This is a genomic window from Citricoccus muralis (assembly GCF_003386075.1).
GTDB classification, from domain to species: Bacteria; Actinomycetota; Actinomycetes; order Actinomycetales; family Micrococcaceae; genus Citricoccus; species Citricoccus muralis.
The window spans coordinates 1,736,137-1,750,493 of the sequence record NZ_QREH01000001.1 but is presented as its reverse complement, the minus strand read 5'-3'; the positions used below and the strand labels follow the sequence as shown (position 1 = coordinate 1,750,493).

16 protein-coding genes are annotated in these 14,357 nt (G+C 69.0%); 6 read left to right on the top strand and 10 right to left on the bottom strand.

The annotated features are described in order from the left end of the window. Positions 1-61: 61 nt before the first annotated feature. Positions 62-844 carry a dienelactone hydrolase family protein gene (locus tag C8E99_RS07700; RefSeq protein WP_115931794.1) on the bottom strand — a complete coding sequence of 261 codons (783 nt, stop codon included), beginning with the start codon at positions 842-844 and terminating at the stop codon, positions 62-64. Positions 845-1,065: 221 nt separating this feature from the next. Between C8E99_RS07700 and C8E99_RS07695 the strand changes: the two genes are divergently transcribed. Continuing rightward, positions 1,066-1,335 carry a hypothetical protein gene (locus C8E99_RS07695; protein ID WP_115931793.1) on the top strand — a complete coding sequence of 90 codons (270 nt, stop codon included), beginning with the start codon at positions 1,066-1,068 and terminating at the stop codon, positions 1,333-1,335. Positions 1,336-1,392: 57 nt separating this feature from the next. Here the strand turns inward: C8E99_RS07695 and C8E99_RS07690 are convergent, their stop codons facing one another. Together C8E99_RS07690 and C8E99_RS07685 are read right to left on the bottom strand one after the other, a co-directional pair. Beyond that, positions 1,393-3,066: a helix-turn-helix domain-containing protein gene (locus C8E99_RS07690; protein ID WP_115931792.1), complete on the bottom strand. Its 1,674-nt coding sequence runs from the start codon at positions 3,064-3,066 to the stop codon at positions 1,393-1,395. 77 nt (positions 3,067-3,143) lie between these two features. After that, positions 3,144-4,355, bottom strand: coding sequence for a flavin-containing monooxygenase (locus C8E99_RS07685; protein WP_115931791.1), 1,212 nt, complete (start codon positions 4,353-4,355; stop codon positions 3,144-3,146). A 303-nt stretch (positions 4,356-4,658) separates the two neighbouring features. Between C8E99_RS07685 and tsaB the strand changes: the two genes are divergently transcribed. Then, complete coding sequence (gene tsaB, locus C8E99_RS07680) at positions 4,659-5,354, top strand: tRNA (adenosine(37)-N6)-threonylcarbamoyltransferase complex dimerization subunit type 1 TsaB (RefSeq protein ID WP_115931790.1); 696 nt, start codon at positions 4,659-4,661, stop codon at positions 5,352-5,354. Positions 5,355-5,364: 10 nt separating this feature from the next. Here tsaB and C8E99_RS07675 read toward each other — a convergent pair whose 3' ends face one another. Beyond that, positions 5,365-6,714 (bottom strand): AI-2E family transporter, encoded by a 1,350-nt coding sequence (locus C8E99_RS07675; protein ID WP_115931789.1) that lies wholly within the window; start codon positions 6,712-6,714, stop codon positions 5,365-5,367. Positions 6,715-6,848: 134 nt separating this feature from the next. Between C8E99_RS07675 and C8E99_RS15875 the strand changes: the two genes are divergently transcribed. The 3 genes from C8E99_RS15875 to C8E99_RS07665 all read left to right on the top strand — a co-directional run bounded on the left by C8E99_RS15875 (position 6,849) and on the right by C8E99_RS07665 (position 9,177). Next, positions 6,849-7,019 carry a hypothetical protein gene (locus C8E99_RS15875; RefSeq protein ID WP_170144553.1) on the top strand — a complete coding sequence of 57 codons (171 nt, stop codon included), beginning with the start codon at positions 6,849-6,851 and terminating at the stop codon, positions 7,017-7,019. A 188-nt stretch (positions 7,020-7,207) separates the two neighbouring features. Next, positions 7,208-7,939, top strand: coding sequence for a uracil-DNA glycosylase (locus tag C8E99_RS07670; protein ID WP_211309001.1), 732 nt, complete (start codon positions 7,208-7,210; stop codon positions 7,937-7,939). A 224-nt stretch (positions 7,940-8,163) separates the two neighbouring features. Then, a complete protein-coding gene (locus C8E99_RS07665) occupies positions 8,164-9,177 on the top strand; it encodes a hypothetical protein (protein ID WP_147301199.1) in 1,014 nt (337 codons plus the stop codon). 45 nt (positions 9,178-9,222) lie between these two features. On the opposite strand, the gene C8E99_RS07660 is transcribed toward C8E99_RS07665, so the two are convergent. The 3 genes from C8E99_RS07660 to C8E99_RS07650 form a co-directional block, all read right to left on the bottom strand. Beyond that, complete coding sequence (locus tag C8E99_RS07660; RefSeq protein WP_115931787.1) at positions 9,223-9,951, bottom strand: superoxide dismutase family protein; 729 nt, start codon at positions 9,949-9,951, stop codon at positions 9,223-9,225. A gap of 100 nt (positions 9,952-10,051) precedes the next feature. Continuing rightward, on the bottom strand, positions 10,052-10,600 hold the full coding sequence (gene thpR / locus C8E99_RS07655; RefSeq protein ID WP_115931786.1) for an RNA 2',3'-cyclic phosphodiesterase: 549 nt from the start codon (positions 10,598-10,600) through the stop codon (positions 10,052-10,054). 81 nt (positions 10,601-10,681) lie between these two features. Further along, positions 10,682-11,830 (bottom strand): FUSC family protein, encoded by a 1,149-nt coding sequence (locus C8E99_RS07650; RefSeq protein WP_115933316.1) that lies wholly within the window; start codon positions 11,828-11,830, stop codon positions 10,682-10,684. A 190-nt stretch (positions 11,831-12,020) separates the two neighbouring features. On the opposite strand from C8E99_RS07650, the gene C8E99_RS07645 reads away from it, so the two are divergent. Next, positions 12,021-12,620, top strand: coding sequence for a GNAT family N-acetyltransferase (locus tag C8E99_RS07645; protein ID WP_245952456.1), 600 nt, complete (start codon positions 12,021-12,023; stop codon positions 12,618-12,620). Between the two features lie 47 nt (positions 12,621-12,667). Here C8E99_RS07645 and C8E99_RS07640 read toward each other — a convergent pair whose 3' ends face one another. The 3 genes from C8E99_RS07640 to C8E99_RS07630 are packed head-to-tail and all read right to left on the bottom strand — an operon-like array spanning position 12,668 to position 14,317. Then, positions 12,668-13,162 carry a hypothetical protein gene (locus tag C8E99_RS07640; protein ID WP_115931784.1) on the bottom strand — a complete coding sequence of 165 codons (495 nt, stop codon included), beginning with the start codon at positions 13,160-13,162 and terminating at the stop codon, positions 12,668-12,670. After that, positions 13,159-13,773 (bottom strand): signal peptidase I, encoded by a 615-nt coding sequence (locus tag C8E99_RS07635; protein WP_115931783.1) that lies wholly within the window; start codon positions 13,771-13,773, stop codon positions 13,159-13,161. Before C8E99_RS07635 ends, C8E99_RS07640 begins: the two co-directional genes overlap by 4 nt. Before the next feature lie 10 nt (positions 13,774-13,783). After that, the gene (locus C8E99_RS07630; protein WP_115931782.1) at positions 13,784-14,317 is read right to left on the bottom strand and encodes a hypothetical protein; all 534 of its coding nucleotides are present in this window, start codon (positions 14,315-14,317) and stop codon (positions 13,784-13,786) included. Positions 14,318-14,357: the final 40 nt, after the last annotated feature.

Here is a 14,357-nt window from a genome sequence, read left to right as displayed (position 1 = left end):
ACGGCAGGCACGCTCGATCGAATGAAGCAGCCGCTGGCGTTCTAGCGGACGTCTGCCGAGGTCAAGGCCCGGTCTGCGGGTCCGTGGCCGTCGGCTCGGCGTCCCGTGGATCGATGGCCGGCGCCGAGGGAAGGTGCCGGGCAAACCACTCCGACGCCAGTCGGGCAACCTGCTCCAAGGTTCCGGGCTCCTCGAAGAGGTGCGTGGCGCCGCCGACGATCTCCAGGGCGTTCTCGCACTGCAGCTCGGACTGGGCCTGGCGGTTGAACTCGAGTACCTCCTGATCCTCACTGCCGACGATCAGCAGGGTGGGAGCCTCCACCGTGCCCAACCGCCGTTCGGCCAGGTCCGGCCGGCCGCCTCGAGAGACCACGGCACCGACACGGGCACCGGGTTCGGCAGCGGCCCACAGTGCGGCACTGGCCCCGGTGCTCGCTCCGAAGAACCCGACCGGTGAGGACATGCTCTGCGGTTGCCGGTGCACCCACGCCTCGGCCGCCGTGAGGCGTTGGGCGAGCCGGGGTATGTCGAAGGCGTTTCCCCGGTCGGTTTCCTCCTGCGGACTAAGCAGGTCCAGCAACAAGGTGCCCAGCCCTGCCTCATGCAGGACAGAGGCCACGTACTGATTGCGCTCGCTGTTCCGGCCGCTGCCACTGCCATGGGCGAAGACCACCACAGGAACGTTGACCTGCGGCAGGAAGAAATGGCCCTCGAGCGTCACGTGCGCGGCCGGGATGTGTGCCTCCGTTGAGAGCGAAGGCTGTTCGGATTGCCCCGGAACGCCAGGGGTGGACTGGACCATGATGTGCACCTCTCCCGGGCGCCGCCTGTCCGTGTAGGCCATGACAGGCTCGGGCGTCCATTGTGGTCAATCGCTGTCCCGGCCAGCGTAGGTGCGGCCGAGGCAGCGCGGAAGGTGGGCAGCGCGGACGGCCGGTAATGCGGACCTCCAAAGTCCGCGCGGCCGCCCAGTTGCTGGAGGGGGAAGCGGCCCATGCTGGCACGTCGGCCGCCGATCTGACATGGTTTCCGCATCCGCGACGGTGACCGAGGAAGGACGAGCCCATGAGCATGCCACGCGACGAACAGGGACAACCCGAGGTGAACCCGGACGACGAGAACGCCGACCTGGGATCCGATGGCAGCGGCGAGGTTGACCTCGATCCCGACGAGGACAGCGAGGCCGACTACGAGCCGCAGCCCGCCGCCGATATTGAACCTGATCCTGAGAATCTGACGGATGCCGAGAACCGGGTCAAAGCCGGCAACACCGGGGCCGAGTCCACCGGGCCGAACGAGCCGGCCTCGGCTGCGGACGCGGATTCCGAGCACTAAAGTCCGGGGGCGGTTCCCGTAGGCTACCGGCCGCGCCAGGAACACACAGCCTGGTCCTCAGATCTGACCGGTGGAGGAAACCAGGCCGTTGCGGAAGGCATAGGCGGCAGCGGCCGTCCGCGAGGCGACGCCGATCTTGGTGAAGAGGTTGTTCAGGTGGCGGGCGACGGTCTTCTCGCTGATCACCAGTTCTACCGCGATCTGCCGGTTGCTGCTGCCGGCGGCCACGAGGCGCAGGACCTCGACTTCCCGTGGGGTGAGGCCGTCGGGTGTGCCGCGATCGTGGCCTTCCGGGGACTCGCCGACGGGGATGCCGCGGGCGGAATCATCGCGCACGTCCAGCGTTGGGTGGGCCCAGTGCTCGAGGAGGGAGTCGACGCCGGCCACCGCCGGTTCCGCGCCGAGCGACACGAACGCATTCCGGGCGGCCGCGCTCTCATCCAACGCAGAAGCCATATCGCCGACGCCAGCCAAAGCACGGGCCAGGACCACCCGGGACCGAGCGACCTCGAAGGGGCAGGCGACGCCGCCCCAGGCCTGCACGGCCTTGCGGGCATAGGACAGGGCACCGCCCGGATCCCGGCGGGCCAGTTCCACCCCGGCGTGGGCCTCCGCGGCCGCCGCAACGACCGAGGCACACCCGGTCAGCTCAGCGAGGGCATCCAACTCATCAGCGAGGGCAGCTGCCTCGCCGATCAGGGGACCATCAGGGGCCTCCGTGCCGCCCGCGGCCAGCAGCACGTCGACGGCGGCCGGGATGAGGGAGATTCGCTGGGCCGGGAAGACGGTCTCCGCCACGCACCGGTGGATGGCGCCGAGCGCATCCTCCCTCCGGTCCAGGCTCCACCACAGGAGGGCGAGGCCGGGTTGCGGATCGCACCCCAGGTCCGCGGCCGTGCGGTAGGCAGCGGCGGCCTCCTCATGCCGGCCCAGCAGGCGCAGCACATCACCCCGATGGCGCTCGGCCCAGCCGGCCGCGATCACGTCCCCGCGCTTCTGGTGGCGCTGCCGCGAATCGGCGAACACCGCCACCGCCTCGTCCCACCTCCCGTGCACGGCCAGCACCTGGCCTCGGTGAACCGAGCAGTGGCCGTTGAACAGCTCCAGGCCGGGCGGGGACTGGCACCAAGCGGCCAACGCGGCGGTCCACTCGCACAGCCGGTCCACGGCCCCGACCTCCTGACAGCCCTCGATGGCGGCGCACCACGCCAGCCCGGCGGCCAGCGGTCCGGGTTCACCGGACAGGATCCCGACCATCACCTCATCCAGCCGTGCCAGTCCGCCCCGGATGTCCCCGGCATAGATCGCCGATCGGCCGAGTGCGACCGTGCCCAGCGCGATCAGGTCGGTGTCATGGTGCAAGCGACCCGCGGCCGTCACGCCGGGGGCGAGACGAGCCACGGTGGTGAAGTCGCCGGTCAAGATGCCGCCGTGCAGTTCGAGGAGGTCGAGGTAGCCGCTGGCCGTGGAGGTGGCCTCAGCCTCGGGAGCAAGCTCGTCATACAACCGTCGCGCCTGCCCGGCCCATCCGCTGAAGAGGGCTGGCCGGCAGGTGGTGCCGAAGACCATGGCGAGCGAGAAGGCGACGGAGAACGCCCGGGCCGCATCGCCGTCGTCGTGATAGATCTGGAAGGCGCGCTGCAGGTCCTGGACTGCGCGTTCATAGTCTCCGGCCAGGTGGGCTGCGGTGCCGTGGGCCACCAGGTCGGAAACGGCTGGTTCAGCGGCCATGGGCGGTGCCTCCTGCTCGGGAGGATACCGCCCAGGGTTGCGCGGAGGCACGGGGTGCGGCGCGGCCCGCCGGACCGTTATCGCGCGGCGCGCTGGGGGACGTCGCCGCGGGGCAATCGACGGCGGGCGAGTGGAGTGCCGTGGCGACGGCGGCCGGCGGGTCGGTCCGTCAGCCGCTCGGCGATCCGGTCCGCGATGTACGCTGCGTCCGCACCGACGCCGTGGAAGTTCATGGAGGACATCGACGACTGGAACGCCAACCCGCAGAAGAACACCCCCGGAACGTCCTCGGCGACGCCGCGGTATTCACGCGGCCAGCCGTCCGCGCCCAACACGGGCAGTTCGAGCCACGAGTAGTCGTGGTGGAAACCGGTGGCCCAGATGACAGTCCGGGCGTCCATGGTGCGGCCGTCGGTCAGCAGTGGAGCGCCGTCCGGTGCCCCGCACACCCGGGCCTCGGTGCGCACGACGCCGGCCCCGTCCAGATCCTGCGCCTGGACCCTCAGCCGTGGCGCGCCGTGGTGCAGGACCTCCTCCCGCATGCGCTGCCCGGCGCGGGTGCCGCGGCGGTAGATGCGGGAGTGCTGGAACATGACCGCGGGCATGATCAGGTGGAGCAGCGGACTGTCCCAACTGACGGGGATCTGGCCCAGGTCACGGCCCGCCAGGGTGGTCAGGTGCCCGGACTGGGCGACCTCTAGGGCGATGTCACAGCCCGAGTGGCCGCCGCCGACCACGAGCACCGGGCCCTCGCGCAACTGGCCGGGCCGGCGGTATTGGCTCGAGTGCAACTGCAGGATGGCGGGATCCAGGTCCTGGGCGAACTCCGGAATCCTCGGCAGCTGGCCGAAGGGCCCGGTGGCCAGGACGACCGTGCGGGAGAAGTAGGTGGCCGTGGCGGTCTCGGTGCGGAATCTCTCCGGCGTGCGGGAGAGGCGGCGGACGGGAGAGTCGAGCCGGACCGGGAGGTCGAAGTCCCGGGCGTAGGCCTCCAGCGCGGCGGCCACCTCGTCCTTGGTGGCGAAGCCCCACGGCTGGCCGGGGAAGCCGAGGCCGGGCAGGCGGTTGAACTTGTTGGCGGTGAACAGGGCCAGCGAGTCGTATTGGTGGCGCCAGTGGTCGCCGACCCGGTGGGCGGCGTCGACGACGAGGCAGTCCAGGCCGCGGCGCCGCAGGTGGTAGGCCGTGGACAGTCCGGCCTGGCCGGCGCCGATGATCAGGGCGTCGAACACCTGACTGAGGTCTACTGGGCCGGGTACGGCGGGGAGGGTGGGTTCGGTGGTGGCCATGACGGCCTCCTGGGATGAAGGGTGATCCGGTGGGTGGCGGTCCCGGGGCCGGCATTGGTGCTTGTGCTGTTGCTGGTGCTCGAGGGGCCTTGCTCCACCGGCTGATGACCCCACGGTACGGATCTGGCCGGCCCCCGCGCGTCGGGAGAATGGCCCATTTGCTGGTGACGGGGGCGGTGGTGGGAGATGGGTAGAACTGCCCATCAAGCCGGGAGTGTGTGCTGCGCGGCGGGTTGGCATGTGCACCACGGCGGCCGGTATCCGCGGCCGCTGACTCCGGTAGCCATCCGTAAACTGGACCCCATGCCCGTCCACTCCTCCCGCCCCCTCCTCGCCATCGACGCCTCCGCCACCGCCAGCGTGGCCGTGGTACAGGACGGCGAGGTCCTCGCCCGTTATGCCTCCACCGAGACCAACACGCATGCCGAGGTGCTCACGCCGGCGGTGCGCCGGGTTCTTGCGGACTCGAAGGTGGAGCCGGGCGATCTGCGGGCGGTGGTGGCCGGCGTCGGGCCCGGGCCGTTCACCGGGCTGCGCGCCGGGCTGGTGACGGCGCGCTCGCTCGCGTTCGCGTGGGGGTTGCAGGTGCACGGGGTGATGAGCCTGGACGCGATCGCGCTACCCGCGGCTGAGGAGGCCTTCCGGGCGGGCATTGAAGAGTTCGTGGTGGCCACCGACGCCCGCCGGCGTGAGGTCTACTGGGCCCACTACGCCTCCGTGGGCGGGCAGTTCCAGCGCCTCCACGGGCCCTTCGTCACGGCCCCCGCCGAGGTCACCCCGCTGCCGGCCTACGGTGCCGGGGCCGGGCTGTACCCGGATGCCCTCGCCGCGGTCGCGGGGTTCTCCACCGCCGTGCCCGACGCTGGCTCGCTCGGCCTGGTCGGCGAGCTCGCCCTGCGCCGCGGCCGGGGGATCCTGCCGGTGCAGCCGCTGTACTTGCGCGAATCCGATGCGAAGGTACCGGGCCCCCGCAAGAAGGCCGGCACCGGCGAACGGTAGGCCGCGCCGGTTAGGACTCCTTGGAGGCGGATGAGTCGGACGAGCCGTCTGGACCGGAGGCGTCCGTGGGAGCGGAGGCGTCCGAGTGGCCTGACGCGTCCTGCGAGCCCGGCTCCACCTTCTGCGCAGCGCCGAGTTTCTGGCTGGACGGGCGCTGGCGGCTGATGCGCCAATAGCGCAGCCGTTGCGCCGTGGTGGCCTTTGCGTCTGCGCGGTCTTTCGCATCCAGGGGGTCCTGCCCGAGGACAGGGTCGTCGCCGGCCTGGTAGCGGTTCGACCAGACCTGGATCAGTGTCCACGCCACGGCGGTGTAGGGCACGGCCAGGATGGCGCCGAAGATGCCGCCCACCAGGGTGCCGATGGTCAGGGCCAGCAACACGATCATGGCGTGCAGGCTCAGCGTCCGGCCCATGACCACCGGTTGGAGGAAGTTGCCCTCGATCTGGTTGACCAGGATGACAACGGCCGTCACGATCAGTGCCGTGGTCAGTCCGTTGGTGACCAGGGCAACCAGCGCGGCCATGATGCCGGTGGCGGTGGCCCCGACGATGGGGATGAACGCGCCGATGAAAATGATCACGGCCAACGGCAGGGCCAGCGGCACACCGAGGATCGCCAGGGCGATGCCGATCAGCACGGCGTCCACGAGGGCCACGGTGGCGGTGCCGCGCACGTAGCCGCCGAGCACCTCGGATGAGCGGTCGATGGACTCCGCCAGCTTGGCCCGAGTGCCGCCCTGGAACCAGCGGAGGGAGAAGTTGGTGAACTTCCAGCCGTCCTTGAGCAGGAAGAACAGCACGACGATCATCAGTACCAGGCCGGTGAGGAACTGGCCGGCCGCGGAGATCCCGGTCAGTGTGCTGCTGGCCAGGCCGCTGGCGAAGTTGCCACTGGTGACGAAGTCGGTGACCTGCTGCATGGCGTCGTCGACGACGGAGGCGTCCACCGGCAGGGGTCCGGACGTGACCCAGTCCTGCAGTGCCTGCCAACCTTGCAGGGCCGAGGAGACCAGGGAATCCCACTCGTTGATGACCGCCAGGACAACCCCGGTAATCACCCCTCCGACCACCACTACGATGCCCAGGAAGGCCGTCAGGGTGGCCAGAAGATGGGACCAGCCCTTGCCGACCAGCCACCGCACCAGAGGAGCGACCGCGGAGGCCAGGATCAGGGCCACCAGCGCGGCCAGGACCACGACGCTCACGCGCAGCAGCACCCAGATGATGCCGACGGCCACGGCGGCAATCAGCAACGTCTGACCCGCACGCGCCCCGATCCGCCCCATCGGATCTGACCACGGGCCCGCGCCCGCGCCCGCGCCCTCGGGCCGACGTGGCGCAGATTGCTCCTGTGTGCTCATGCGGACGCTCCTGGTTCAGCGGTTTGGTGTGTGGTCCACCGCCCACTGTAAGTCCGCAGGGCAGCGACTGCAGCGTTGACCTGCCGTTAGCATGTGCACCAAACCGACGACACCACGTCCCGAAGGAGCCACTGATGACGACCACACCAGCCCAGTTTCCCGATCCGGAGGAAGAGGCAGAGGTCCTCGGACAGGGGACGGCCGCAGAGTCGGCAGCCGGGGCAGCCGACGGGGAGACCATTGGTGCCACCGGTGATGCCGAGGCCTCCGAGCACATCGACCGGCTCCGGGAACAGCAGTCCTGACCGGGATTCCGGCCGGCAGCACCCCTCCCGGTGAAGGCCTTCCCCTGGGCGGCGGCCTGCCCCGCCTGCTGCCGCACCCGGTGACGGGCCAGCCGTTCGCCTCGCCCGTGCCGCCCGGCACCGGTTGGCCGGAGGACCCCGCGGGGCCGACGACGCCGGCCGCCACCTCGGCTGCACAGGTCCGGAGGATGGCGGGCACGGCTCAGTCCCTGGCCGACGTCGACGCCCGGGTCTCCGTGTGCCGCGCCTGCCCGCGGTTGGTGGACTGGCGGGAATCGGTGGCGGTGGGCAAGCGGAAGGCGTTTCTCGGTGAGCCCTATTGGGGACGGCCCGTGCCGTCCCTGGGGGACTCGGAGCCGCGCGTGCTCGTCGTCGGGCTCGCCCCGGCTGCTCACGGAGGGAACCGCACCGGCCGGATGTTCACGGGCGACCGCTCGGGGGACTGGATCCACGCCGCCCTGTACCGGGCCGGCTATGCCGTACGGCCGACTTCGGTGTCCGCCGGGGACGGGCAGCGGCTCAGGGGCGTCCGCATGGTGGCCCCGGTGCACTGCGCGCCGCCGGACAACAAGCCGACGCCGGCCGAGCGAGCTGCCTGCGGTCCCTGGCTGGACCGTGAACTGCAGTTGGTGGACTCGGTCGAATCGATCCTGGTGCTGGGCGGGATCGGCTGGCAGTCGCTGCATGCCGCGGCGCTGCGCGTGGGCTGGAGCGTGCCGCGGCCCCGGGCGAAGTTCGGCCACGGGGCGCAGACGGTGTTCACGGTGCCGAGCGGTCGCGCTGGCGATGGCACCGGCGCCGTCAGCGCCGGCCGTCCGAGGGAGGTGCGCGTGGTCGGCTGCTACCACGTCTCCCAGCAGAACACCTTCACCGGGCGGTTGACGGAGCAGATGCTGGACGAGGTCATCGATCTGCTCTGACGCCTGCGGGCAACCGTCCCGATGCCCACTGCCCCTTGGGGGGTAACGGTCCCGATGCCGACTGCCCGCTGGAGTTATGAGCACGATCGCCGAAGGGTTCATCGGCGATTCTCGACGTCGGGCGTGCTCGTGACGTGGCTCTTGACTGGGTTCATGACCCGGCTAGTCACTCGGCCTGTGGATAACTTCTGCAGGGGCGGGCAGAATGCCCAACGCTGGTGTCCATGGACTGGAAGAACGAAGCCGACTCGACCGCGGTCGGCGAAGGTGCAGCCAAGCAGGACTCGGCTCGAGGCGCCGTGCCCAAGACGGTGTTCACCGCCGAGGAAGCTCGTGCATCTGGGATGACCGAGTACCAGCTGCGGCACCGGTGGTTGGTGGTGCCTACGCCGGGTATCAGGCTCTGGAACCTCGGAGACCCTCCGTGGCGCGAGGTGGTCGAAGCGGTGTCGTCATTGACCGGGGACCATTATCTGAGCCACTCGACAGCGGCGCGACTGTGGGGCCTGTGGTTGCCGCACCACCTGGAGGAGGATTGGCCGATTCACGTCACGGGCCGCAAAGGGGAATCCGGGGCCAGGCGTCGACCTGGAATCCAGGGGCATAAGGCCGAGTTGGATGACGAGGACGTGGTGGAGTTTGACGGACTGCGGCTCACGACACCGGAACGGACCTGGTTGGATCACGCCACGCAGATCAAGGATCCGGTGTGGCTGGTCGCCGCCGGGGATGCGCTGCTGCAGAGAAGCAATGGTCCCGCCCGGCCGGCCGGGGTCTTGGGGGAGAACCCGCTGTGCACCCTGGCCGAGGTGGATGCAGTGCTGGTGCGCCGCCGTCGCACCAAGGGCATCAATGCCGCCCGCCAAGCGAGGGCATTGATCCGTGAAGGCGTGGACTCGCCTGCCGAGACCCTGCTTCGGCTGATCATCGTTGATGCCGGGCTGCCCGAGCCCGTGGTGAACCAGGAGGTCTGGCTTTCACCGACCCTGAAGAGACGGCCAGATCTGCACTATCCCCAGTGGCGGATCGCTATCCAGTACGACGGACGCGGTCACGGGGAGTCCGCCCAGTTGAATAGCGACATCAAGCGAGACAGCGACTTCACAGACCACGGCTGGGAATCGGTCAAGGCTGCTGATGACGTCTATCGCAGCGACGGTGCACGGCAGTTCCTGGAACGCCTACGCCGGGCCATCCACCGTCAGACACGAGTTGCGAGCACGGTCACCGTCGTCTGAATCGGCGATTCTCGACGTCGGGCGTGATCATAACGTGGGGGGCGATCAGCCGGCTGCCTCGACCACGCCGCAGGCCCAGCGGAAGCCCGCGTCGCCGGTACCAGTGGTGTCCTCATCCGGACCGTCGGGGGCATAGCGCTCCGGGATGTTGGCGAAGTTGTCCGGGCCGGAGTGCAGCATCATCGCGGCACCGTCCTCATCCTGCAGGTGCTCGGCGGTGAGCCGGTCGGTCTGGAAGGTCAGGTGCCCCTCCCCGGACTCCTGCACCAGGATGGGAGGCAGGTCCCCGGCGTGGTCGGGGTGGTCGGACTCGTCAGCACCGATGTGGCTGCCGGCCGAGAGGAAGGCCCCCAGCTCGGAGGGGTCGTCCGGTGCGGCACTGTCCGGGTTGCACTCTCCGATCTCGTGAACGTGCAGGCCGTAGAAACCGGGCTCCATGCCGGAGACCTCCACCGTGAACTCCATCGACCCGTCCATCTCCCGGATCTGTGCGGTGCCAACCTCACTCTCGATGTCCTGCATGCTCGCGGTGTAGTCAGCGGGGGCATCGGAGTCTCCGGCGCCGGAGGCCACGGTGTCCGTCGTCTCCGCGTTCTCGGTGGCTCCGGGGCTCAGGGACTGGACGCCGCCGTCGGGAGCGGATGCGCCGCCCTCCGGCGTCATCTCGGATGCGCCCTCGGGTGCGCAGGCACCCAGGACGAGAATGCCGCCCAGGCCCAGCAGGGCCGCCGTCGTGCGGAGTGGGGTGTTCCTCGGGGAAAAACGCGCGGTCATGATGTGTCCTCTCCTCGTGCCGTGGCCGCCGGAACACCGTGAGAGACGCCGACCGCGCACGGCGTGGCACCTTCCACGCTACCGACGCGCACCCGCCCCGTCAGGGGGTCAAAGGTACCGTCTTCACGGTCCGATGCCGCGGCCGGTGGCCATGCCCCTGGAGCGTCGACTCGACCAGGTGCACCTCATCCACGGTCCAGATCCGCGAGCTGAACGTCTCCAGCACGCGGACCCACCGTGTGGCATTCGTGCGGCCCGGGTGCGCCAGTGTCAGGTGCGGATGAAAGGCCTTGCCATCAGGCACGACGCCGGCCCGGTTGCCCGCCCCGCGCGCCTTCCGTGCCAGCCGGGTCAGGTCCTCGGCACCGTCTTCGACGCCCAGCCACAACACCGCGGCACTGTCCGGATGGGGGAACGCCCCGGCCCCGTGCAGGCCGCAGGGGAAGGACTCGACGCTCCGGACGGCGTCGTCCAGGTTCTCCTCGAGTGGCTCGAGGGAACGGTCCGGGACGGATCCGAAGAACGCGAGCGTCAGGTGCATCTGCTCCGGGCCGGCCCAGGTCAGGCCCGGGCGGACGGAGAGGAACTCGGCCAGTTCCTCCCGGACGTCGTCGGGCGGGTAGACAGCCACGAACATGCGGGTACCCATGGTCGATTCCTATGTCACGCAGGGTCCAGAGGGCAAGACCCAGAGGGCAAGATCCAGAGGGTAAGAAATCGCAGCCGTTCGTCAGGCGTCGGGTTCCCGGGCCTCACGCGAGGACGCCACGTCGTCCACGATGACGGCGAGGTGCCGCACGCTGGTGATCAGCGAGCCGTAGATCGGCCATGCGGACTGCGGGAGATCGTGGTCATCGGAGAGTTCATGGGACAGCGTGGTCAACCGGTCGTTGATCGGCTCCACCTCGGCGTCGGGGTCCGCGATGGCCTGCCCGCAGTCGCGCACGATGGCCACCCACTCGGTGCGGAACCGATCGTTCCACGCGCTCTCCACATACGTCGCCTGCCGTAGGGTGCGGGCCAGGTGGCGCAGGTGCGAGATCCCCTCGTCCACCCGGGTCAGGATGTCCGCATAACCGGCTCCCTCCTCGGTGGCCGACGGGGGGTGGTGGTTCTTCGAGGGGCGCACGCGGTGCAGGTACGTCCGGGGATTGGCCCGGTGACTCTCCTGGGCGAACTGCACGAGTCTCCACGCCGTTCTGGTGTCCTCCTCCATGGACCGGGTCTCCTCGATCCACTCCTCGGCGTTGTCCGTGTCCCAGGACTGGGACATCTGGTCCGCCATGTCCACCAGCAGTTCGCCCATGCGGCGGTTGATGGAATCGACGTGCTGGGCGGCCTGCCAGTCCCGCAGCGGCGGGACAACGAGGAAGTTGACCGCGATCCCGATGGCGACGCCGACGCCGACTTCCAGCATGCGGTCCAGCAGTAGGGGCTCTTGGTCGTTGAACCCGCTGCTGAGGAGGAAGATGCCCGTGGTGGCGATAGCCACGCCCTCGTCCCGGATCCAGCGGATGCGGGCCAGGATGAGCCCGACCATCAGCGCCAGGGCATACGTCCACACGTTGACGCCGAGATAGTTGCCCACCACGAACGACAGGCCGACGCCGATGACGGAGGCCACCGAGGTCTGCAGGCCGCGGGAGATCGACTGGTACACCGTGGTGTGCACGGTCAACAGGGCGGTCCACGGTGCCAAGAACGGCATTTCGGTCGTCAGGACGAACATCGAGAACCACCAGGCCGCGGTGGCCGCGATCACGCTCTTGATGGTTTGGGACACGGCCGTGAAGACGCCCGGCCGGTTCAGCCGCTCGACCAATCGGTCCCGGAGGGAAAGCTCCGGCTGCGAGCGGTCCACCGTGTGAGAATCGCCCATGGTCAACCCGCCTCGTTCCTGGTCACTCCGTCACCCTAATGCCGATGCCGGGCCAGCGGTGAGAGCCGTGGGCCGGGCAGGAAATGCGGTTCGTAGAATAGCCCGCATGCCTACTCCCTCCGAGCCCGTTGACGAGTTCGATGCCACCTCCTCGACCGCCGCTGACCCCGTGCTGCCCGCCGGCTATTCGATGCGACTTCTGGACTGGGCCGACTTGCCCGCCGTGCACGCCCTGGAGAACCGGCTGTTCCCGCTCGATGCCTGGCCGCTGTCCTTCTTCGAGGAGGAACTTGCCCAGGCCGTTCCGGAACCCGACGGCGGCACGCGTGACTACCGCGTGATCACCGGCCCGGTGCCCGGATCGGCATCCGGCACGACGGCGACCGGCACAGCGGTGACCGGCACAGCGGTGACCGGCACAGCGGTCATCGATGCGGACCGCGACGCTGGTGCGGGGGAGGCCGCCGACGTCGTGCTCGGGTACTGCGGGCTGATGTGCGTGCCGCCGCTGGCTGATGTGCAGACCATTGCCGTGGCTCCCGAGGCCGAGGGGCACGGACTGGGCACGGCGATGCTGCTGTGGATGGTGGCCGAGGCCGCGCGCCGCCGGGCGACCGACCTGCTGCTCGAGGTGCGCGCGGACAACCCGCGGGCCCAGCGGCTGTACGAACGCCACGGCTTCGAGCACATCCACACGCGGGCGGGGTATTACCCGGGGGATGCCTCGGCACAGGGGGCTGGTGGCGGCCGGGTCGACGCGCTGATCATGCGGCGGCGGCTGGTGGGGTAGCAATCAGACCCTGCGGCGGGCCGACAACTCCACGTTCAGGGGAGGGGTCAGCAGGAAGAGCCGCGCTCAACCTCCACGGAACCGTTGGGACCGCTGGGGTGATACTTGAGCAACAGCGTCTTTACGGCTGTCTGTGTCCCATCATCGTTCGTGGCCTGGAGACTGAGCGGGAAGCAGCTCACGCCGTTCTCAACGACGATGAAGGCCGCCGGCTGTGTTCTCGAGACCACGACGGATGTGGCATCCTCCACTGACACAGAATAGGACCAGGTACCCTTCGCCGCCGGCTGCTTCCACATCAGCGTGAAGGTGGCCGAACCATTGTCTTTTCGGATGTCTGTTGCCAGGACATCCGGGGTCCAGTCGATGTCTTGAGGCCCCCAGGTCCCGGTGGTGACCGTGGCCTGGACCGTGCCCTGCTGTGACCAGAGCGCATTCGCACCGGCGAGGCAGAGACCGCCAAGGAACACGGTCAGGAACACGACGGCGGCGGTGCGCCAGGTCCGGCGGGAAACGCCCCCGGCGCCGTGGTCGGGGCTCACGACAGGACCTTGTCGTTCGGGAGAGTCGCATCGAGTTCCGCGGACGCGTCCTCGATCAGCTTGCGGTCCCGGGCCTCCCGGCGGTCCTTGAGGATCCCGCGGACCATGGAGTACAGGCCGAAAGCGATCAGGGCGATAGCCAAAGCCGTGATGATTCCGCTGCGGTCCGTCTGGCCCAGGGCATTGGCGAGGAAGCCGACGTAGGGCACGGCGTAGAAGAGCTTTCCGCGCAACTGGATCTCCATGACGGGATCCGGATCGGCGACGTCGTTGTTGTCGCCCCGGGTGATGAGCTGGCGCTGGCCGTTCTGACCTGCCGTGAAGCCGGTGATCCGGTGGGTGATGACATCCGGCAGGCCGGACTTCATCTGATACGTGATGACGTCGCCACGCTGCAGGGAGTCGACATCGGTCGGCTTGACCACCAGGAATGTGCCCGGCGGGTACGAGGGTGCCATCGAGCTCGTCAGCACGGAGTAGGTCTGGGAGCCGGTGGCGAGCGGGACGATGATAAGCACGATGGCCGCCAACGTAGAGACGCACAGCACGAGAAAGGACATCGTCTGGCCGACCCACTGCAGCCAGACCGGGGCGTGGCGGCGTGCACTCATGCCGGGCTCCTCACTGGATCTGCGTGGCGGTGACCGGAATGGTCACCGTGACATCGGACGGGGTCTTGTTCGACGGAGCATCAGGCGGCAGACTCATCCGGAGGCAAAAGCTTGCGGTCTGGTTCCTGTCAATGACCGCGGTGTTTGAGGCCTGCGCCGTGAAGCTGGCGTCGGCGCATGTAGGGTTCGTCATCCGCACCGCCTGAACCGTCAGATCCGTTTCCAGGGCACTGAGATGGGTCGTGGCGGTAGCAGGCATGGTTGCCTCGATGGAGAACGGAGCGCTGGCGTTGGTGTCATGGGTAACGGTCACCATCGCATAGACCTCTTGGGTGGGCGTGAGAGCTCCGTCCGGACGAATTCCAACCCAGGACGTCATGGAACTCCCGTTGAGCTTCACCTGGAAGTCAGCCGCCTCGACCGTGCCCATGTTCGCCGGAACGGACGTGCTCCACAGGGCCCAGGTTCCTCCGACTCCCAACAGGCCAACCATCACTGCCAGACCGAGAACTGCAGTGGTCTGCAGCATGGTCTTGATGCGCATGCTCAACTCCAAAAGTCGATGAGACCGGTCGAACGGAACG